The following is a 19782-nucleotide window of genomic DNA, read 5'->3' as shown; positions in this document are numbered from 1 at the left end:
GTCGCCGCGCTTCATATCCATTCGAGAAATGATTGGTTTCCTTGATGGTCCGTGGTCCGTATCGTTCAGCGATTCGTCACACCAATCGACCACGGGGGTAACCAGAAGATGCAATCATTCAAGCGACTCGCCCTTCTCGCGCTGCCGGCCGCGCTCGCCGCCACCGGCGCCCATGCGCAGAGCAGCGTCACGTTGTACGGCATCGTCGACGCGGGCATCGCGTACGTGCACAACGCACAGGACGCCAACGGGCGGAACGCGTCGAGTCTCGTCAAGTTCGGCAGCGGCAACCTGTCGGGCAACCGCTGGGGGCTGCGCGGCATCGAGGATCTCGGCGGCGGCCTGTCCGCGCTGTTCCAGCTGGAGAACGGCTTCAACATCGGCACCGGCGCGCTCGGCCAGGGCCAGCGCGAATTCGGCCGCAAGGCGATCGTCGGGCTCGCGAGCAACAGGTGGGGCACCGTGACGCTCGGCCGCCAGTACGATCCGGTCGTCGATCTCGTGCAGGGCCTGACCGAGGACGGCTACTTCGGCGGCGTGTTCTCGACGCCGGGCGACCTCGACAACTACGACAACAGCCTGCGCGTCAGCAATTCGGTGAAGTACACGAGCCCGCTGATCTCCGGCTTCCAGTTCGCCGCGCTGTACGGCTTCGGCGGCGTCGCCGGCGCGACCGGCAGCGGCCGCACCTACAGCTTCGGCCTGAGCTACGCGAACGGCCCGCTGTCGCTCGGCGCCGGCTACTTGTTCGCGAACGGCGGCACGACGACGGACAAGAGCGGCGCACGCACGTGGACGAGCAGCTCGGACACGCTCTTCAATACCGTGATCAATCAGGGCTTCGCGAGCGCGAAGTCGATTCAGATCGTGCGCGTCGCCGGCCAGTACGTGCTCGGCGCGGCGACCTTCGGCCTCGCATACTCGAACACGCAGTACGGCGCGGACACGCTGTCGGCGTTCAGCCAGACCGCGAAGTTCAACAACGGCTCGGCGTACTTCAACTGGCAGTTCTCGTCGGCGCTGCGTGCGGGCGTCGGCTACAACTACACGTCGCTGACGGGCCCGACCTCCGCGCACTACAACCAGGTCAACCTCGGCGCGAACTACTCGCTGTCGAAGCGCACCGACCTGTACGCGCTGTTCGGCTACCAGAAGGCGAGCGGCAATACGCTGAACGCGAGCGGCGCGATCGTGAAGGCCGCGGCGACGGTCGGCTCGTACGGCGTGAACTCCGGCACGGATTCGCAGGAGCTCGCGGTCGTCGGCATCCGCCACAAGTTCTGACGCATCGACGGCGGCCGGCGCGCGCGAACTGCACGCACCGGCCGCATTGCCGAACGATGTTGTGATACCGCCGGCCCGCCGAATCGGGCGGGCGCCGGCGGGCTAGACCGTTAGTTGCACATCGGGCGTTCCGCGCGATCAATCCCGGTTTGCCTGCAACACCGTCAACGCGGCCATGTTCACGATCCGCCGCACCGTCGAGCTCGACGTCAGGATGTTGACCGGCGCATCGACGCCCAGCAGGAACGGCCCGACCGCAACGTTGCTGCCCGCGCCCGTCTTCAGCAGGTTGTACGCGATATTCCCCGCGTCGACGTTCGGACACACCAGCAGGTTCGCCGCGCCCTTCAGCCGCGACGTCGGCAGGATGCGCAGCCGCAGCGCTTCGTCCAGCGCGCAATCGCCATGCATTTCGCCGTCGATTTCGAGATCCGGCGCCTGCTCGCTGACGCGTTCGAGCACCTCGCGCATCTTCGCGCCCGACGCCGAACTGCCGGAGCCGAAATTCGAGCGCGACAGCAGCGCCACCTTCGGCGTCAGGTTCAGCCACGCCATCTGCGCCGCCGCCGCGATCGTGAACTCGGCAATCTGCTCGGCGGTGGGGTTGTCGTTGACGTGCGTATCGACGAGCGCGAGCGTGCGCCGGTCGAGCAGCAGGATGTTCATCGCCGCGTAGACGTGCGCGCCGCGCCGCTTGCCGATCGCCTCGTCGACGAAACGCAGGTGGTCATGAAAAGCGCCGACGGTGCCGCACACCATGCCGTCCGCGTCGCCGAGCCGCACCATCATCGCGCCGATCAGCGTCAGCCTGCGCCGCATCTCGACGCGCGCCATCTCCTTCGTGATGCCGTCGCGGCAGCGCAGCTCCCAGTACGTCGTCCAGTACTGGTGAAAGCGCTCGTCGTATTCCGGATTGGTGACCTCGACGTCCTCGCCGAGCCTCAATCGCAGTCCGAATTTCTCGATGCGGGCGAGCAGCACTTCCGGGCGGCCGACCAGGATCGGTCGCGCGAGCTTCTCGTCGACGATCACCTGCACCGCGCGCAGCACCCGCTCCTCCTCGCCTTCGGCGAACACGATGCGCGCCTTGCCGCCGTCGCGCACGAACTGCTTCGCCGCCGCGAACAGCGGCTTCATGAACGCGCCGGAGTGGTAGACGAACTGCTGAAGCTGATCCGCATACGCGGCGAAATCGTCGATCGGGCGCGTGGCGACGCCGTCCTCCATCGCGGCCTTCGCGACGGCGGGCGCGATCCGCACGATCAGGCGGGAATCGAACGGCTTCGGAATCAGGTATTTCGGGCCGAACGCCAGATCGTACGCGCCATAGGCCGCGGCGACCGAGTCGTTCGGCTCCTCCTTCGCGAGCCCCGCGATCGCATGGACGGCCGCGATCTCCATCCTGCGCGTGATCGAGGTGGCGCCGACGTCGAGCGCGCCGCGGAAGATGTACGGAAAGCACAGCACGTTGTTGACCTGGTTCGGATAGTCCGAACGGCCCGTCGCGATCACGACGTCGTCGCGCACCGCGCACGCCGCTTCCGGAAAGATCTCGGGCGTCGGGTTGGCCAGCGCGAGAATCAGCGGGCGCGGCCCCATCTTCGCGAGCATCGGCGCGCTCAGCACGCCGCCGGCGGACAGCCCGAGGAACACGTCGGCGCCCTCGATCACGTCGGACAGCGTGCGCGCCGACGTCTCCTGCGCAAAGCGGGCCTTGTCCGGGTCCATCGCGACCGTGCGCCCGGCATGGACGACGCCCTCGATGTCGGTCGCCCAGATGTTCTCCAGCGGCAAGCCGAGATCGACCATCAGGTCCAGGCACGCGAGCGCGGCCGCGCCGGCGCCGGACGTCACCACCTTCACTTGCTTGATGTCCTTGCCCACCACCGCCAGCCCGTTGATGAACGCCGCGCACACCGTGATCGCGGTGCCGTGCTGGTCGTCGTGGAACACCGGGATCTTCATCCGCTCGCGCAGCTTGCGCTCGACCGTGAAGCACTCGGGCGCCTTGATGTCCTCGAGGTTGATCCCGCCGAAGGTCGCCTCGAGGCTCGCGATGATGTCGACCAGCTTGTCGGGATCGGTCTCGGTGATCTCGATGTCGAACACGTCGATGCCCGCGAACTTCTTGAACAGCACGGCCTTGCCTTCCATCACCGGCTTCGACGCGAGCGGGCCGATGTTGCCGAGGCCCAGCACCGCGGTGCCGTTCGTGATCACCCCGACCAGGTTGCCGCGGCTCGTATAGCGGAACGCCTGGGCCGGATCGGCGGCGATTTCCTCGCAGGTGACCGCGACGCCCGGCGTATAGGCGAGCGCGAGATCGCGCTGCGTCACGAGCGGCTTGCTCGCGGTCACGGCAATCTTGCCCGGGGTCGGAAATTCGTGATATTCCAGGGCGGCCTGGCGTTCGGTCTTGTTCATGTGTCGTCTCGCATCCACGCGCCGGGCCCGTCCCGGCGACCATCGAAGCACGTCATTCTAGGCAGCCGTCCCGGGCGCGCCATTTTGAATTAGTATGCGTCCATCATGTTTTCGTGATGGTCAGGTCTGTAAGTCGTGCGATTCGATATCGAGGAAGTGAGCCGGCGCCTGAGCGCCCGCCTGAAAATGCGGCATCTCGTGCTGCTGCTGCAGATCCGGCAGCACGGCTCGCTGACGCGCGCGGCCGAGCATCTCGCGAGCAGCCAGCCGGCGGTCACCAATGCGCTGGCGGAGCTGGAAAGCATGTTCGGCGGGCCGCTGTTCGACCGCTCGCCGCGCGGCATGGTGCCCACCGCGCTCGGCAACGTCGTGCTCGAACGCGCGCAGGCGATGCTGCACGACCTCGACCATCTCACCCGCGATATCGAAGCGCTCGTCGCCGGCCATGCGATGCGGCTGCACATCGGCGTCATTCCGTTCATCTCGGGCCGCACGCTGGCGGCGGCGATCCGGCGCACGCAATCGCAGGTGCCGCAGCGGCTCACGATGACGATCCACGAAGGCACCAGCGATGCGCTGATGGCGCAGCTGAGCGACCACACGCTCGACATCGTGATCGGACGCGCGTCGTCGACCGTCGATCTCGCGCAGCTGCGCTTCGAAGTGCTGCATCAGCAGAAGCCGCGCCTGATCGCGAGCCGCCGGCTCGCCGCGCGTCTGGCGCGCAGCCGGCCCAACTGGCGCAAGCTCGCGGAGCTCGACTGGATTCTCGGCCCGCCGCACACGCCGATCCGCGAGCAGATCGCCGACCTGTTCCTGCACGCCGGCGTCGCACCGCCCGTGCCGATCGTCGAAAGCTACTCGTCGCGCCTGATCGGCGAAGTGATCGTGGCCAACGAAGACGCCGTGTCGATCGTCCCCGCCGATATCGCGGAGGAGCTTGTGCGCATCGCCGGCGTCGCGATCGTGCCGTACACGCTCGACTGGACGCTGCCGCCGGTTGCCGCGTTCACGCGCGCGGGCGTGGCGCGCGAGATCGATACGATCTTCGCGCAGATCCTCCGCACGCTGTATCAGGAAGCGGACGCGGGCCGGGCCGGCTGACGCCCGCTCGCGCAGCGAATTCGCAAGGAAACCGAAGCATCAGGTAAAGCCGGGAGAGCGCAATGACAGGCAGTACGAGGCAGACCCGATCCGACTGGATTTCCCGCTCGGAAGCCGCGCACGGCATCGAGCGCATCGAAGCCTATTTCCGCGGCAACGCGTACTCGATGCACCGGCACGACACCTACGCGATCGGCCTGACCCTCGCCGGCGTCCAGTGCTTCCACTATCGGCGCAGCCTGCGCAGCAGCGTGCCGGGGCAAACGATGGTCCTGCATCCCGACGAGGCGCATGACGGCCAGGCCGGCACGCACGAAGGATTCCGCTATCAGATGATCTACGTGCAGCCCGCCGCGATCCAGGCCGTGCTGGGCGGCAAGCCGCTGCCGTTCATCGACGGCGGCGTGACGACCGACCCGCGCCTGTTCGACGCGACCCGCGCCGCGCTGCGCCGGATGCGCGACGGCGCGGAGCCGCTCGAACGCGACGACGCGATCGTCGACCTCGCGCTCGCGCTGGATATCGCCTCCGGCGCCCGGCCGACGCGCAAGCCCGCGGATTTCGCCGCGGTGCAGCGAGCGCGCGAGTATCTGCAGGACGCATGCACGGGGCCCGTCACGCTGGACACGCTCGCCGCCGTCAGCGGACGGGACCGCTGGAGCCTGTCGCGGGATTTCCGCACCTTCTACGGAACGAGCCCGTATCGCTACCTGACCATGCGCCGGCTCGAAGCGGCGCGCGCGATGATGCTGCGCGGCGTGCCCCTCGCGGACGCCGCGGTCGCCGCGGGCTTTTCCGATCAGAGCCACATGACGCGGCATTTCCGCAGCGCATACGGGATCTCGCCCGCGCGCTGGCTGGCGATGACGGGCCAGCCGCGCGCCGACTGACGGCGGCCGGCACGCACAATCGTTCAAGACTGCCCGCCGGCGGCCGGCCTAAGCTCCGTTTACGTCATCACCGTAACGGAGCCGACATGTCCCACCCTACTCTCCAGGCGCCCGCGCATCGCGGCCAGCGCCGGACGATCGACCTGCTCGACAAGATTCGCCGCATCGACGGCCACTGGCAGCCGCGCGTCGTCGCCGAAATGAACGACTACCAGTTCAAGGTCGTGAAGATCATCGGCGATTTCATCTGGCACCATCACGCCGACACCGACGAGACGTTCATCGTGCTCGAAGGCCGCTTGCGCATCGACTTCCGCGACGGCGCCGTGGAGCTGGGCCCGGGCGAGATGGCCGTGGTGCCGAAGGGGGTCGAACACAAGCCGTATGCGGCGTCCGAAGTGAAGCTGCTGTTGATCGAGCCGCGCGGCGTCGTCAACACGGGCGACACGGCCAGCGAAAGAACGGTCGAAAACGACCTGTGGACCTGACTGCCGCGATGCCGACGCACATGCCCGTCATCCGCGAAGCCGCGTTCCCCGCGGATACCGTCGCGCTCGTTGCCGTGATCCGCGAATACGTTCGCTGGCTCGACATGGACCTGTCCTACCGCGGCTTCGATGCCGAGATGGACGCGTTCGAGCGAATCTATACGCTGCCGTCCGGCATGTTCTTCGTCGCGGAGGTCGATCGCGAGATCGCCGGTTGCGCGGGGCTGCTGCGCCATTCCAGCGAAATCGCGGAACTCAAGCGGCTCTATGTCCGCGACGCATGGCGAGGCTTGTCGCTCGGCGAAAAGCTCGTCACGTCGGTGGTCGCGCGCGCGAAAGGCCTGGGGTTCTCCTCGCTGGTTCTCGACGCCGTTGCGCAAACCCGTTTCGCCCAGCGCCTGTACGAGCGATTGGGGTTCGCGGAAATCGCGCCGTTCTACGAGAACCCGGTCGAAGGCACGCGATTCATGGCGCTCGAGCTTTAAGGCGGCAGTCGATCGACGTGCCGTGCCACCGGGGGCCGGTATTCACTAGAATCAATACACATGGTCGCATCGCAGCTCTCCGGGCGAAGCGATGCGCCGCGCAACGCTGTCCCGGTGATCCTGCGGACCTGACTGGAAATGAGTGCTGGCAAGACGCTGTCCGGCATCGCGATGGCCGCGCTGTCCACGGCATGTGCCGCTGCGGGGGTGGCTGGAGCCTGTTTGCCGTCGTTCTCCGAAGTCGACGTCACGCATGGACTCGAAGTGCGGAACCGCTGCACTGTCTCCGCACCTGCGCTCGCCGGCGTCACCGAACGCCTGAACCGCGCGGTGCAGAGCGACGGACTCTCCGCCGAGCAACGGGTTGCGCTGGCGAAAGCGGCCAACGTGATGCTGTACGCGGTCTTCTCCCGGTCAGGCCACGGCGAACCGACCGACGACGCCGCGTTCGTCAACCTCGAAACCCTCCTCGAAAGCCTCGCATCGCAGATCAGGACCCGCGCCGATATCGACCCTGCGGCCGAAGCGTCGAAATGGAACACACGCTATGGCGATCTGCTGCGCAGGTTGTCGATCACGCGCAGCGCGGACCCCGCCGAACTGCAACTCGACGCGGCAGCGAAGCGCCTCGACCTGAATGCCGCGTCTGCGCTGACCACACAGCTCGCGGCCAAAGTACCCGGCACCGCCCAGCTGTCCGCGGCGCGCAGCTATGAAGCGGCCAGCATTGAACTGCTTCGCTTCATGCCATGGAACGCGCTGCCGTACCTGGAGAAAGCCCATGCACTGCAGCCCGATGATGCGACCATCGCCACCGCCTACGCCGACACACTGCTCGTGCAGCACGAGCCCGAGCGTGCGGAGCCGGTATATCGTGCGCTGCTGATCCAGTATCGCGCGCTTGCGCAGCAGAAGCCTGCCGCGTGGCAACCCGCCGTCGCGCGTACGCTCGGCCAGCTCGGCAGTCTGTATGTGATGCAGCAGCAGAAAAACGAAGCCGAAGCCGCATGGCTGCACGCGCTCGAAATCTACTGGGCGCTCAAACGCGTCAACGCTTCGGCCTACGATCCCGCCCTGGCGCAAACCTTCGACAACCTTGCAACGTTGTACCGCGACACGCAGCGCCTGCGGGAAGCGGCGGACGCGTGGCGCGAAGCCCTCGCCCTCGACCGCGCGCTGGCCCGACAGGACCCGGCCATGTACCGGCCCGCGATCGCGACGACGCTCAACGATCTCGGCATCCTCTACGGTGCGACTCAGCGCATGCATGACGCAGAACTCGCCTATCGCGAAGCGCTCGGCATCCAGCGCGCACTCGCACATGACAATCCAGCCGCGTGGCGGCCGGCGCTTGCGCGCACGCTGAACAACCTCGGCAACTTCTATGTCGCAAACGAGCGGCTGCCGGAAGCGGAACGTGCCTACCGGGAAGCGCTGACGATCCGCCGGCAGCTCGCCCGCGAAAGCCCCGCGCTTTACCAGCCCGACCTGGCGCGTACGCTGGGCAATCTGGGCGTGCTGTACCGCATTGAACGGCGGCCGGCCAACGCACTGCAGGCGTATCGGCAGGCACTGCAGATCGTTCACGCGCTCTCGCACGATGCGCCTGCCGAGTACCAGCCCGACGAGGCGAGAATACTGAACAATCTGGGCGTGCTCTACAGCCGCACCGGCAAGCCGCGCGAAGCGGAAGACGCGTGGCGCCGTGCGCTGGATCTGTACCGCAAGCTCGCATACGGCGATCCGCTGACCTGGCGGCAGGATCAAGCTCGCACCTTGCAGAATCTGGGCACACTGCTCCGCCAAACCGGACGTTCGGCCGAAGCCGACGAAATGAAGCGCGAGGCCGACGCACTGACCGACTCGACGCGGGCGCAATAGATCGCGGGGCAATCATGCAGCGACGAACTCGTCACCGGTCATTTTGTCGAACCAACGTAATGGAACGCATCCCATGAAGCTTCTTCGCTCCACCATTGCCCTGGTCGTGCTCGTTGCCGGCTGCTCATCGGTGCCCGCCACCAGGCCGATCGCCCGGCAGACCCCGCCGGTGGCGCACACCTGCGCGTCGCGCGCCGCCCCCTGCGCGACGCGCACTGACGCCACGTCAAAACCGCCGGTGCTCAGCGTCGGCGTCAGCGATCCCGATACGCAGTTGATTCTGCCCTGGTTCCTCACCGACATCATCAACGCCGTGAACACGCACGAATCCTCCGGCGACTTCCTGCGCGCGATAAGAAGCGGCTTCTGACCCAATGGTCGAGCGGCCCGGCGCCGCTCACCCATCCATTACGTCAGACGAATATCCGGCTGTCCGTGCGGCCGGCGCTCGACGGGCGCCTTGACCATTTCCCGATTCCCACCCTACATTGCCGTTTGCAGGCCCGCGCCCGCCCGGCGTACTCATGACCCAAACCGATAGTTTGCTATCGAATCTGCTTGCCACCAGCATCCCGGCCATGACCAATCTGCGCGATCTCCGTCTCGCCGTCAGCAGCAAGCCCGTGCTCGCCGCCCGCACATGGCGCCGGACGAGCGGCGGCGTGCCGGACGCGTACAACGCCTCCGATGCCACCGCATCGCGCCACGCCCCGCCGCCCGATCTCGCGCCATGACATATCCGAGCGTTCGCGACTGGCTGTTCTCGACCAAGACGTTCGCGGCGTCGATGCTGGCGCTGTACCTCGGCCTGTTCTTCCAGCTGCCGCGCCCGTACTGGGCGATGGCGAGCGTCTACATCGTGTCGAACCCGTTCGTCGGCGCGACGCGCTCGAAGGCGCTGTACCGCGCGCTCGGCACCGCGCTCGGCGCCGCGGCCGCGATCTTCTTCGTGCCGCCGTTCGTCGAGACGCCGTACCTGTTCAGCCTGATCGTCGGCGCGTGGTGCGGCACGCTGCTCTACCTCGCGATTTCCGACCGCACCGCGCGCAGCTACGTGTTCATGCTCGCCGGCTATTCGATGCCGCTGATCGCGCTGCCGACCGTGACCGACCCCACCACGGTGTTCGACGTCGCGATCGCGCGCACCGAGGAGATCGTGCTCGGCATCGTCTGCGCGAGCGTGGTCGGCAGCACGATCTTTCCGAGCCGGCTCGCGCCGACGCTGATCGAGCGCACGGACGCATGGTTCAAGGATGCCGCGTTCTACGGGCGCGAGACGCTGTCCGGGCACATCGCCGGCAAGGCGCTGTCCGCGTGCCGGCAGCGTCTCGCGGCGACGATCACGGGGCTCGAATTCCTGCTGAGCCAGCTGAGCTACGACCACGCGCATCCGCGCATCTTGTCGCGCGCGCAGGCATTGAGCGGCCGGATGCAGCTGTTCCTGCCGCTGACCTCGTCGCTCGCCGATCCGCTGATCGCGCTGATGCGCGACCTGCACCTGCGCCCGCCCGGGCTCGACGCGCTGCTGGCCGACGCGGCCAGATGGTTCGATGCGCCGCTGCCGTCGATCCGGGGCGACAGCGCCGGCAGCGTCGACGATCCGGTCGCGGACCGGCTGCGCGAGCGCATCGCCGCGCTGCAGCCGCCGGACAGCGCGCTCGCGACCTGGGACGGCGCGCTGCTGTCGAACGCGCTGTGGCGGCTGCGCCAGGTGATCGACGTATGGCAGGACTGCCGCTCGCTGCGCGCGCTGATCGCGCACGAGTCGGGCGTCTGGCAGCCGCGCTACCGGCACTGGCGGCTCGGCGGCACCGAGCGCTACTTCGATCGCGGGATGATGCTGTTCTCGACGCTCACGGCGGTCGGCGCGATCGTCGTCGCGTGCGCGCTGTGGATCAGCTCCGGCTGGCAAGACGGCGCAGCCGCCGTCACGCTCGTCGCCGTGTCGTGCAGCTTCTTCGCGGCGCTCGACGAGCCGGCGCCGATGGTGTTCCGGTTCTTCCTCGCGACCTGCGCGAGCGTCGTGATCGCCGGCCTGTACCTGTTCGTCGTGCTGCCGCACGTGCACGACTTCGCGATGCTCGTGCTGATGTTCGCCGGCCCCTTCATCCTGGTCGGCACGCTGCTGCCGCGCCCGCAGTTCAATATGGTGACGATGCTCGTCGCGGTCAACACGGCGACCTTCATCAGCATCCAGAGCGCCTACGAAGCCGATTTCTTCGTGTTCCTGAACAGCAACCTCGCGGGCGTCGCCGGGCTGCTGTTCGCGTTCGTCTGGACCCGCGCGACCCGGCCGTTCGGCGCGGAACTCGCCGTGCGGCGGCTGTTGCGCTCGGGCTGGGAGGACGTCGCGCGGTCCGCGTCGACGCAGCCGCTCGACGACCAGCGCAACCACGCGTCGCGGATGCTCGACCGCGTGACGCAGCTGCTGCCGCGCCTCGGCGCGTCCGACGACCATCGGCACCCGTCGATCGAAAGCTTCCGCGACCTGCGCATCGCGCTGAACGCGCTCGACCTGCGCCGCTCGCGCCGCAAGCTCGACGGCGACGTGCCCGACGCGATCGACCGCGTGCTGGCCGGCGTCACCGCGCACTTCACGCGCTGCGCCGAAGCGAACGCGCGCCAGCCGGCGCCGCCCGCGCTGCTCGCGACGATCGACGACGCGCTGCGCCGCGTGGCCGACCGCACGCTGCCGGCGGGCGCAGCGGCGGGCGACACGGCCGCGCCGCGGGCCGCACCGCTCGTGCATCGCCGGCTGCGCGACACGCTGCATGCGCTCGTCGGCCTGCGGCTGTCGCTGTATCCCTCGGCGGCGGGGCAGGCGCCCCAGGCGTCCGGAGCAGCGCAGCCATGACCTGTTTCCCTTCAACGCAACGGCCATCGCGACCATGATCGGCGAAATCGACATCTTCGGCGTCTTCGTGCCGGCCCCGCTCGTGCTGATGCTGATCGCGTACCTGATCAACGTCGTGATCCGCGCCGGGCTCGCGCGCGTCGGCTTCTATCGCCTCGTCTGGCACCGTTCGATCTTCGATCTCGGCATCTACGTGTTCGTGCTCGCCGCCGTCGTGATCGTGTCCCACCATCTCGTGGCTACCTAACGTGAAAAAAACCTGGTTCTCCGCAGCACAGATCCTGCTGACGCTGATCGTCGTCGTCGTGGCCGCCCTCGTGCTGTGGCGGATCGTCAACTACTACATGTTCTCGCCGTGGACGCGCGACGGCCACGTGCGCGCCGACGTGATCCAGGTCGCGCCCGACGTGTCCGGCCTCATCACGTCGGTGCAGGTCGTCGACAACCAGCCGGTCAAGCGCGGCCAGGTGCTGTTCGTGATCGACCAGGCACGCTATGCGCTGGCCGAACGCCTCGCGCGGGCGACGCTCGACCAGCGCCGCGCGACGCTCGCGCAGGCGAAGCGCGAATACGCGCGCAACCTGAAGCTCGGCAACCTCGTCGCCAGCGAGCAGGTCGAGGAAAGCCGCACCCGCGTCGAGCAGGGCGAGGCCGCCGTTGAGGATGCGCAGGTGTCGCTCGACACCGCGCGCCTGAACCTGCAGCGCACGACGATCGCGAGCCCGGTCGACGGCTACCTGAACGACCGCGCGCCGCGCGTCGGCGAATACGTGCCGGCCGGGCGCGCGGTGCTGTCGGTCGTCGATCAGCACTCGTTCCGCGTCGACGGCTACTTCGAGGAAACCAAGCTGCGCGGCATCCATATCGGCCAGGCCGTCGACATCACGGTGATGGGCGAGCCGCATCCGTTGCGCGGCCATGTGCAGAGCATCGTCGCGGCGATCGAGGATCGCGACCGCACGCAAAGCGCGAACCTGCTGCCGAACGTGAACCCGGCATTCAGCTGGGTGCGGCTCGCGCAGCGCGTGCCGGTGCGCGTCGCGCTCGACGACGTGCCGGACGATTTCCGGATGATCGCGGGCCGCACCGCGACCGTGTCGGTGCGCACGGCGGACCCGCGCCGCGACGGCAACGCGAAGCCGGGCGCGGCCGGCGCGCAATCGGCGTCCGGCGCGGCCGCCCGCGCGGCGGGGGCATCGCAATGAAGCAGCGCGGCCTCCATCTCGCGGCGGCGCTCGCGCCGCTCGCGTTCACACTCGGCGCGTGCAAGTCCGTCGGCCCCGACTACCACCTGCCGCAGCAGGCGTACGTCAACGCGCCCCTCGCGAACGGGGCGCTCGACGGCGCGGGCGGCACGCTCGTGTCGCACGACGCGCTGCCCGGCAACTGGTGGCAGCTCTACGACGACCCCGTGCTGAACGGGCTCGTCCGGGATGCGCTGAAGTCGAACACCGACCTGCGCGTCGCGGCCGCGAACCTCGCGCGCTCGCGCGCGGCGCTGGACGTCGCCAACGCGCAGGGCGGGTTTTCCGGCAGCGCGGAGGCCGGCGTGCAGCGCGCGCAGGAATCGGCCGAGCAGTTCCTGCTCGACAAGAAGCTGCCGGTCGTGAACGAAGGCTCGCTCGGCATCAGCGTGTCGTACGAGATCGACCTGTTCGGCAAGCTGCGGCGCGGCGTCGAAGCCGCGCGCGCGGACAGCGAAGCCGTCGAGGCGGCCGGCGATCTCGCGCGCATCACGGTCGTCGCGGACGTCGTGCGCGCGTACGTCGAAGCATGCTCGGCCGGTGACGAGCTCGCGGTCGCGAAGCAGTCGCTCGCGCTGCAGAGGCAGCGGGTCGCGCTGTCGCAGCGCTTGCGCGACGCGGGACGCGGCAACCAGACCGATGTGACGCGCGGCGTGACGCAGGTGCGCACGCTCGCCGCGGACATCCCGCGCTTCGAGGGACGCCGCAAGGTCGCGCAGTATCAGCTCGCCGCGCTGCTCGCGCGTGCGCCGGCCGACCTGCCGAAGGCGGTGGGCACGTGCGAACGCGTGCCGAAGCTGCGCCAGCCGATTCCGGTCGGCGACGGCGCCGCGCTGCTGCGGCGCCGGCCGGACATCCGCGAGGCCGAGCGGCAGCTTGCCGCCGCCACCGCGCGGATCGGCGTCGCGATCGGCGCGCTGTATCCGTCGATCAGCATCGGCGCGACGGCCGGCACGACCGGCCTCGCCGGCGACCTGTTCTCGCCGGTCACCAATCGCTGGGCGTTCGGACCGCTGATCAGCTGGACCTTCCCGGTCAACGGCCAGCGCGCGCGCGTGCGCGACGCCGAAGCGGCGAGCGCCGGCGCGCTCGCGCATTTCGACGGCGTCGTACTGAACGCGCTGCGCGAAACGCAATCGAGCCTCGCGACCTACGCGGCCGATACGCAGCGCGCGGATGCGTTGCTGACGGCGTTTGAATCGGCGCGAAGCTCAGCCGACGAAACGCACCGGCTGTACCTGGCCGGCCGCGAGTCGTTCATCTCCGATCTCGACGCGACCCGCACGCTGACGAGCGTGCGCGCGCAGGTCGCGGCGGCCGAAGGGCAGGTCGCGGCCGATCAGGTTCGGCTGTTCCTCGCGCTCGGCGGCGGCTGGGAAGCGGACGCGGCGCCGGCCGCGCAAGGCGCCGTACGGCCGGCCGCAAGCGCGTCGGCCAAACCGGCGACGCAGGAATGACTCCCACGTCGCGTCACGGCGGCCGGGCCATCGCGGCCACACGGATGCGTGATCCGCACCATAGCGACCGGATGTCGCCGGCCGTTCGCGTCGGCGGTAAACTGTCCGGCGCATCCCTTCCATCCTTTGCTGCCCGCCGGGCAGCGACCCCCATTCCGGAGACTCACATGCGAACCAGCGCCCGTAATCACTTCGCCGGACAGGTCGCCGCCGTCAAGGCCGGCGCAGTCAACGACGAAATCACGCTCCGCACGCAGGACGGCCTCGACATCGTCGCCGTCATCACGCACGGCAGCGCCGCGTCGCTGGGCCTTGCCCCCGGCTCAGCGGCATTCGCGCTGGTCAAGGCGTCGTCGGTCGTCGTGATGGTCGACGTCGACAGCAGCAAGGTATCGGCCCGCAACTGCATCGCGGGCACGGTGTCGTCCGTCACGAAGGGCGCGGTCAATGCGGAAGTGGCGATCGCCGCGCCGGGCGGCGCGCAGATCGTCGCGATCGTGACCAACGACAGCGTCGAGCGTCTCGGGCTCGCCAGCGGCAAGGCCGCCGCCGCGATCTTCAAGGCGTCGAGCGTGATCGTCGGCGTCGAGTGACGCCCTCGCGATGGCGGCCGCCGCGCATCGAACCTGCGCCGTGGATTTGCACGGGTCGCCATCGTGATATACGCTCCGCACTATTGCTCGGGCGACCGCCCGGGCATCGATCTGGAGGCCGAAGCATGGGGACCGCGGAGATCCTGACCGCCATCGCCGCGCCGGTGCTGTTTTCCGGCGCCGACGTGTTTGCCGCGCCCCGCCACATCAATCGGCTCGCGCGGATCATCGTCCGCGTGCTGGCGCCATGATGTCCGCATCCGACGGAACCGATCCGTCAAACCTGCCGCTCGCCTGCGAGCAGCAGCGGCGCATGCTGCTGGCCGGCGCGGCCGATCCCGATGCGCCGGACGCCCGTCTGTTCGCGACGCTCATCGCGGCACGCGGCGGACGCGGCGAGCTCGCGCTGCTCGGCCTATCGCAGGCGCAGTTCGCCGCGCTGCTGGCCCGCCACTTTCCGCACTTGCCGCCGGCTGCGATCGCCGCGCCGCCTGCCCGGATCGCGCTCTGGAACAGCGTGCATGCGGACTTCGTCGCAACGCTCGGCGCACTGCTGTTGCGCGATGCCAGTCGCGCGGTTCGCCACGACGACGCCGAATGCGTCGCCGCGATCGTCGCTCACGCGTGCCTGCGTCCCGATCATTTGTGGCGGGACCTCGGGCTCGACGGACGCGACGCGGTATCCGGCATGCTGGCGCGCTATTTCCCCGCGCTGGCGGCGCGCAACGTCGCGCATCTGCGCTGGAAGAAGTTTCTTGCACGCGAAATCGCGGCCGACCTCGGCGTGCCGCCCGCCCCCGCGCCGGGATGCCCCGGTTGCGAGGACTACGCCCATTGCTTTCCGCGCACGCAATAGCAGCCGCGCAGCCGTCGCGCGCCCAAGCCGTTCGTGTATCCTGTCGCGCATGACCAAGCCCTCCACCGCCGCGAAGCGGCCCGCAGCCGATGAACCCAGCGTGAGTTTCCGCATGCGCATCCGCAAGGGCGACACGGTCGCGCTCGGCCCGGGCAAAGTCGCGCTGCTCGAAGCGGTGCGCGAACACGGTTCGATTTCGGCGGCCGCACGCAGCCTCGGCATGTCGTACCGCCGGGCGTGGCTGCTGATCGACGAACTGAACCGCTCGCTGACGTCGCCCGCCACCGTGTCGGAGCAAGGCGGGCACAGCGGCGGCGGCTGCACGCTTACGCCGGTCGGCGAGGAAATCGTCCGCCTCTATCGCTCGATCGAGCTGCAGGCGCAAAAGCATTGCGCGAAACAGATCGCGGCCCTCACCGACCTCATGCAGTCCTGACGACCGGATGCGGCGCTAACCGTGCCGCAGGCAGAACGCCGATACACGGCCGCAGCGGGACGATTGCGCCGTATCGTCGTGGTCGTCCGTCATCAGATCGACGAAACTGGCGACGCTCGCGGTCCTGAGCGGGTGATAGGCAATCCGGTGTCGCTCGCACAGACGCTTGAGCGTGTTCATCGAATCGTGATCGACGCAGTCGACCGGGAACACGACCAGGTCGGCGCCCGGAATCGACGCCGCCAGCTTGCCCTTGCGGTCTTCGATGCCGCCGTCGTGAACCGTCAGCGAGCCGCCTGCCGATTCGACGAGCCGCCTGATCGCCGCATGCGCGCCGGGGCGACCGCCGACGTATACGATGCGCTTGCCCTGCAAGCGTGCGAGCGCGGCCGGCTCGCTCCCGGCTTCGGCAAGCGTTCGCTGTACCGTCTGCTCGATCGCATGCGCTTCGCGCTTCATCGTCTCGATCGTGTCGCGCATCTCGTCGAGTTGCGCGCGCATCGCCTGTACCCGCAGCTGTTCCTCCTGCAGCCGATCCTCGGCAGCGCCGCGGCGGCTCGCGTGCAGCGCGACGACGGCATCGCGCCCGCTCACCGCGTCACGCAGCCGTGCGAGTTCCACATGCAGGCCGTCGCCGGCCGGCTCGGCACGGCGGCTCGCCGCCGCGCTCAGCGATTCGATCGTCGCCCGCAGTCCGCGCACCTCGGCGTCGCGTTCGACGGCGAAGGTCTGCAGCCTGTGCTGCTGGCGCTCGATCTTGCTCCGGAGCGTCACGTTCTCGTCTTCGAGCGCGACGAGTCGCCGGATGTCGGCCCGGTTGGCCGCGCCCACCAGATGCGACAGCATGTGCACGTCGCCGAACGCAAGCTGGCGCAGTTCCGGCGTGCTGGCCGGATGCGTGATGACGGCCCAGTATGCGGGCGGCACGTCGCCGGTCTTCAACCCATCGGCCCACAGCGCACGCAATGCGTCGGCATCCGTCGCGGCGCCGAAGCGCTTGACCGCAAGCGCGTAACGCTGATCGAGCGCCTTGTGCAGCGCCTTTGCGCCTTCGCCGCCCTGCGTCGCGAGCTCAACCGCCGCATGATGGATCTGCAGGTCGGTGGCCTGCTCGCGATCAACGTCGGCATGGCGAGGCACGAGCTTGCGCAGTTCCGCCGTCGTCAGGCAGGTGCCGATCACCGAGCAGTGGAAGTGCGGATCGAGTTCGGCGAGGCGCGCCCGGCGGTTCGCCGTCGCGCGGGTGACGGGCGCAGGCCCGCAGCAGCGGTCCTGCGATGGATGCAACGGTTTCGCATCGGGTTGGCCGGGCGCCAGTCGGGACAGTCGAAACGGGGGCATCTCCATCGCGGACCTCGATCAATTGGCGATTCAGGCGGAGCGCTCGCGCCCGCTGCGCGGCATCGACGCCGCATCAGGCGGCAACAGGTGCTCGGCGCGACCCGCGAGCACGTGCGCGACGCACAGCCCGACGAGCTCGGCGTCGAGCAGCTCCAGCACCGTGGCGGCATCGCGGAGCTCGGCATCGCTCGCCGGCGGCGAATGTAAAAAGATCACGTCGCGGTATCGTTCCGCCGCCCCGACGCGTTCGATGCAGCGCTGCAGCTCGGGCAAGCGACGAAATTCCGCACGTTCGGCACTGGACGCGAGCGACTGCAGCAGCGCATCGAAACGCCGCGCGTCGGGTGCGCCGGCGTTCGGCGCATCCGCGTCTTGCCGCTCGTCGAGCATCGCGATGAAACGCAACACGCTGCCGCGCAATCGCGCGAACGCATCGGCCACGTGCGCGATCCGCTCCGCACGCTGCCCGTCCTCGCGCCGCCTCAGCGGCACGATTCTCGCGGACTGCGCGCCGCGTGCAACGCCGTCGTCCTGACCCTGCTGCACCAGTTCATCCATCCCGCCCTCGCTGCAACCAAACGCGCGTCACTCGACGGTGCGTCGCTTCTCCATGGCCTCGTAATATACAGCAGAATATAGCGAGTGCGGATTCGCTCCGCGACTGTGCGGCTCCGCATGACGCGATCGCGCCCGCCGGAAAACGATGCCCGCCCCCAGGAATAAGCCGTCCGGGCCGAACGTTTACTGCACGTACTTCGCGCATCGGAACAGAGACGCACCGTCGCCCCGGCTTGCCCGTTCTTGCCGCCGGACAGGTTGCGCCCGTTTCGACAGGCGCCAGGTTTCACCGCGCAGGGAGGCAACCATGAACCCCGCTTGTCGTGCCGCGCTCGTCGCCGGCATGGCTGCGCTCGGCATCGCGTCGCAGGCGTGCCACGCGCAGCAGACCGTCAAGGCGACGCTGCGCTCGGACTCGATCCAGCTCGAACCGCATGACGTGAAAGCCGGCAAGATCACGTTCGACGTCGTGAATTCAGCGGACAGCGACATGACGCACGAGCTCGTCGTGCTGAAGACGAAACTCGCCGACGGCGCGCTGCCCGTCCGCAAAGGACAGGTGCTGGAACAGCGTCTGCACAAGGTCGGCGAAATCGAGGATATCGCGCCGGGCAAGCGCAGGCGTCTCGCGCTGACGCTTGCACCCGGCCACTACGCGCTGATCTGCAACAAGCCCGGCCACTATTCGGCCGGCATGCACGTGGCGCTGGTCGTCACGCGCTGAACGATTCCGCGTGAATGGAAAGGAGGCGACCGAACGCGTGCTAATGCCGGTGACGGTGATGGATATCCGGGAAATGCGCGTGCGAGTGCGTGATCGGCAAGTGCACGTGCGGGTGCGTATGCGGCTCGTCGCCTTCGTACGGAAAGTCGTGCGTGTGCTGATGATGCGCGTCGTGGCGATGCCGGTGCGTATGCTCCAGCCGTTCGTGCGTATGCTCGTGATCGTGTCGTTCGCGCACGTGCAGCCAGATGCCGAGCGCCATCAGCGCGGCGGCGATCCAGAACGCGACGGACGGCAGCTCCGGCCAGATCAGCAGCGACAGCGCGACGCCGAACAGCGGCGCAACCGAGAAATAGGCGCCCGTGCGCGCCGTGCCGAGATCGCGCAGCGCGACGACGAACAGCACGAGGCTGACACCGTAGCCGGCCAGGCCCGTCAGCATCGCGGCCGCCGTCGTCGCGGCGGCGGGCCAGGCCGCGCCTGCCGCGACGGCGACCGCGATATTGACGGGGCCGGCGACCAGCCCTTTCATGCATGCGATGACCATCGCGTCGTTCGCCGACACCTTGCGCGTGAGATTGTTGTCGATCGCCCAGCACAGGCAGGCGCCGACGATCAGCAGCGCGCCCGTCGGCACGCCCGCCGCACCCGGCTTCCACGACAGCAGCATGCCGCCGGCGACGATCGCCACCATGCCGAGGAACACCTGCAGGTCGACGTTCTCGCGAAATACCACCCACGCGATCACTGCAGTCAGCACGCCTTCCAGATTGAGCAATAGCGCGCTCGTGGCGGCCGGCGTGCTCGCCAGGCCGAGCATCAGCAGCGCCGGCCCGGCGACGCCGCCCGCTGCGATCGCACCGGCCAGCCAGGGAAGCTCCGATTTCTTCAGCGCGTGACCTGTGTCGGCGTGCGCGGCGGGCCGTCGCAACCGGCGGATCACGATGCCGGCGCCCAGGCCGAGCCCGCTTCCCAGGTAGAACAGGCCGGCCACCATGAACGGCGACATCGCGCCAAGGAGCGCCTTGGCCAGCGGCGTGGCGGCGCCGAACAGGGCAGCCGCGGTCAGTGCGACGACGATCGCGTTGAATCTCGAGTGCATGGGATCGGGGAATGTAGGTTGCGCAGCGCTTGCGGCGACGTGCGCAGAGTATCTCACCTGC

Annotated in this window: 20 protein-coding genes and 1 pseudogene; 17 read left to right on the top strand and 4 right to left on the bottom strand. The window is 68.6% G+C overall.

All coding sequences use genetic code 11. The features are described from left to right. Positions 1–108 precede the first annotated feature (108 nt). Positions 109–1284: a porin gene (locus HWX31_RS08375; protein ID WP_174959244.1), complete on the top strand. Its 1176-nt coding sequence runs from the start codon at positions 109–111 to the stop codon at positions 1282–1284. Positions 1285–1422: 138 nt separating this feature from the next. Here HWX31_RS08375 and HWX31_RS08370 read toward each other — a convergent pair whose 3' ends face one another. Beyond that, positions 1423–3708: an NADP-dependent malic enzyme gene (locus HWX31_RS08370; protein ID WP_174959246.1), complete on the bottom strand. Its 2286-nt coding sequence runs from the start codon at positions 3706–3708 to the stop codon at positions 1423–1425. A gap of 135 nt (positions 3709–3843) precedes the next feature. Between HWX31_RS08370 and HWX31_RS08365 the strand changes: the two genes are divergently transcribed. The 15 genes and pseudogenes from HWX31_RS08365 (at position 3844) to HWX31_RS08295 (ending at position 15996) form a co-directional block, all read left to right on the top strand. Beyond that, positions 3844–4812, top strand: coding sequence for a LysR family transcriptional regulator (locus tag HWX31_RS08365; protein ID WP_059616710.1), 969 nt, complete (start codon positions 3844–3846; stop codon positions 4810–4812). A 62-nt stretch (positions 4813–4874) separates the two neighbouring features. Next, positions 4875–5702, top strand: coding sequence for an AraC family transcriptional regulator (locus HWX31_RS08360; protein WP_174959248.1), 828 nt, complete (start codon positions 4875–4877; stop codon positions 5700–5702). An 86-nt stretch (positions 5703–5788) separates the two neighbouring features. Then, the gene (locus HWX31_RS08355; RefSeq protein ID WP_174959251.1) at positions 5789–6190 is read left to right on the top strand and encodes a cupin domain-containing protein; all 402 of its coding nucleotides are present in this window, start codon (positions 5789–5791) and stop codon (positions 6188–6190) included. Positions 6191–6198: 8 nt separating this feature from the next. Continuing rightward, positions 6199–6675: a GNAT family N-acetyltransferase gene (locus tag HWX31_RS08350; protein ID WP_174959363.1), complete on the top strand. Its 477-nt coding sequence runs from the start codon at positions 6199–6201 to the stop codon at positions 6673–6675. A gap of 171 nt (positions 6676–6846) precedes the next feature. Further along, the gene (locus tag HWX31_RS08345; RefSeq protein ID WP_244143683.1) at positions 6847–8556 is read left to right on the top strand and encodes a tetratricopeptide repeat protein; all 1710 of its coding nucleotides are present in this window, start codon (positions 6847–6849) and stop codon (positions 8554–8556) included. 73 nt (positions 8557–8629) lie between these two features. Continuing rightward, entirely contained in the window at positions 8630–8926 is a 297-nt protein-coding gene (locus HWX31_RS08340) for a hypothetical protein (RefSeq protein ID WP_174959254.1), read from the top strand. Between the two features lie 208 nt (positions 8927–9134). Next, positions 9135–9257: pseudogene (locus tag HWX31_RS34885) on the top strand (MarR family transcriptional regulator); the annotation flags it as partial. Positions 9258–9286: 29 nt separating this feature from the next. Next, positions 9287–11410, top strand: coding sequence for an FUSC family protein (locus HWX31_RS08330; RefSeq protein ID WP_174959258.1), 2124 nt, complete (start codon positions 9287–9289; stop codon positions 11408–11410). Between the two features lie 34 nt (positions 11411–11444). After that, positions 11445–11657, top strand: coding sequence for a DUF1656 domain-containing protein (locus HWX31_RS08325; RefSeq protein WP_059616722.1), 213 nt, complete (start codon positions 11445–11447; stop codon positions 11655–11657). Between the two features lies 1 nt (position 11658). Then, the gene (locus tag HWX31_RS08320; RefSeq protein ID WP_174959260.1) at positions 11659–12615 is read left to right on the top strand and encodes an efflux RND transporter periplasmic adaptor subunit; all 957 of its coding nucleotides are present in this window, start codon (positions 11659–11661) and stop codon (positions 12613–12615) included. Next, on the top strand, positions 12612–14111 hold the full coding sequence (locus HWX31_RS08315; RefSeq protein WP_174959261.1) for an efflux transporter outer membrane subunit: 1500 nt from the start codon (positions 12612–12614) through the stop codon (positions 14109–14111). The genes HWX31_RS08320 and HWX31_RS08315 overlap by 4 nt, the downstream gene beginning before the upstream one ends. A 167-nt stretch (positions 14112–14278) precedes the next feature. Next, positions 14279–14704 carry a TOBE domain-containing protein gene (locus HWX31_RS08310; RefSeq protein WP_174959262.1) on the top strand — a complete coding sequence of 142 codons (426 nt, stop codon included), beginning with the start codon at positions 14279–14281 and terminating at the stop codon, positions 14702–14704. 125 nt (positions 14705–14829) lie between these two features. Further along, the gene (locus HWX31_RS35150) at positions 14830–14955 is read left to right on the top strand and encodes a hypothetical protein (protein WP_279613143.1); all 126 of its coding nucleotides are present in this window, start codon (positions 14830–14832) and stop codon (positions 14953–14955) included. Next, a complete protein-coding gene (locus tag HWX31_RS08300; RefSeq protein WP_415493178.1) occupies positions 14955–15560 on the top strand; it encodes a nitrogen fixation protein NifQ in 606 nt (201 codons plus the stop codon). Before HWX31_RS35150 ends, HWX31_RS08300 begins: the two co-directional genes overlap by 1 nt. Before the next feature lie 112 nt (positions 15561–15672). Then, positions 15673–15996 (top strand): winged helix-turn-helix domain-containing protein, encoded by a 324-nt coding sequence (locus tag HWX31_RS08295; RefSeq protein WP_059619565.1) that lies wholly within the window; start codon positions 15673–15675, stop codon positions 15994–15996. A 15-nt stretch (positions 15997–16011) separates the two neighbouring features. On the opposite strand, the gene HWX31_RS08290 is transcribed toward HWX31_RS08295, so the two are convergent. Both HWX31_RS08290 and HWX31_RS08285 read right to left on the bottom strand, forming a co-directional pair. Then, positions 16012–17343 (bottom strand): DUF2325 domain-containing protein, encoded by a 1332-nt coding sequence (locus HWX31_RS08290; RefSeq protein ID WP_174959263.1) that lies wholly within the window; start codon positions 17341–17343, stop codon positions 16012–16014. A gap of 24 nt (positions 17344–17367) precedes the next feature. After that, entirely contained in the window at positions 17368–17895 is a 528-nt protein-coding gene (locus HWX31_RS08285) for a hypothetical protein (protein ID WP_174959264.1), read from the bottom strand. Positions 17896–18202: 307 nt separating this feature from the next. Between HWX31_RS08285 and HWX31_RS08280 the strand changes: the two genes are divergently transcribed. Continuing rightward, positions 18203–18619: a plastocyanin/azurin family copper-binding protein gene (locus HWX31_RS08280; protein WP_174959265.1), complete on the top strand. Its 417-nt coding sequence runs from the start codon at positions 18203–18205 to the stop codon at positions 18617–18619. A 40-nt stretch (positions 18620–18659) separates the two neighbouring features. On the opposite strand, the gene HWX31_RS08275 is transcribed toward HWX31_RS08280, so the two are convergent. Further along, a complete protein-coding gene (locus HWX31_RS08275; RefSeq protein ID WP_174959267.1) occupies positions 18660–19721 on the bottom strand; it encodes a DMT family transporter in 1062 nt (353 codons plus the stop codon). Positions 19722–19782 lie beyond the last annotated feature (61 nt).

Source organism: Burkholderia ubonensis, assembly GCF_902833085.1.
Taxonomy (GTDB): domain Bacteria; phylum Pseudomonadota; class Gammaproteobacteria; order Burkholderiales; family Burkholderiaceae; genus Burkholderia; species Burkholderia ubonensis.
Note: the sequence above shows the minus strand (reverse complement) of the source record. Positions and strands in the feature narration are given on the sequence as shown.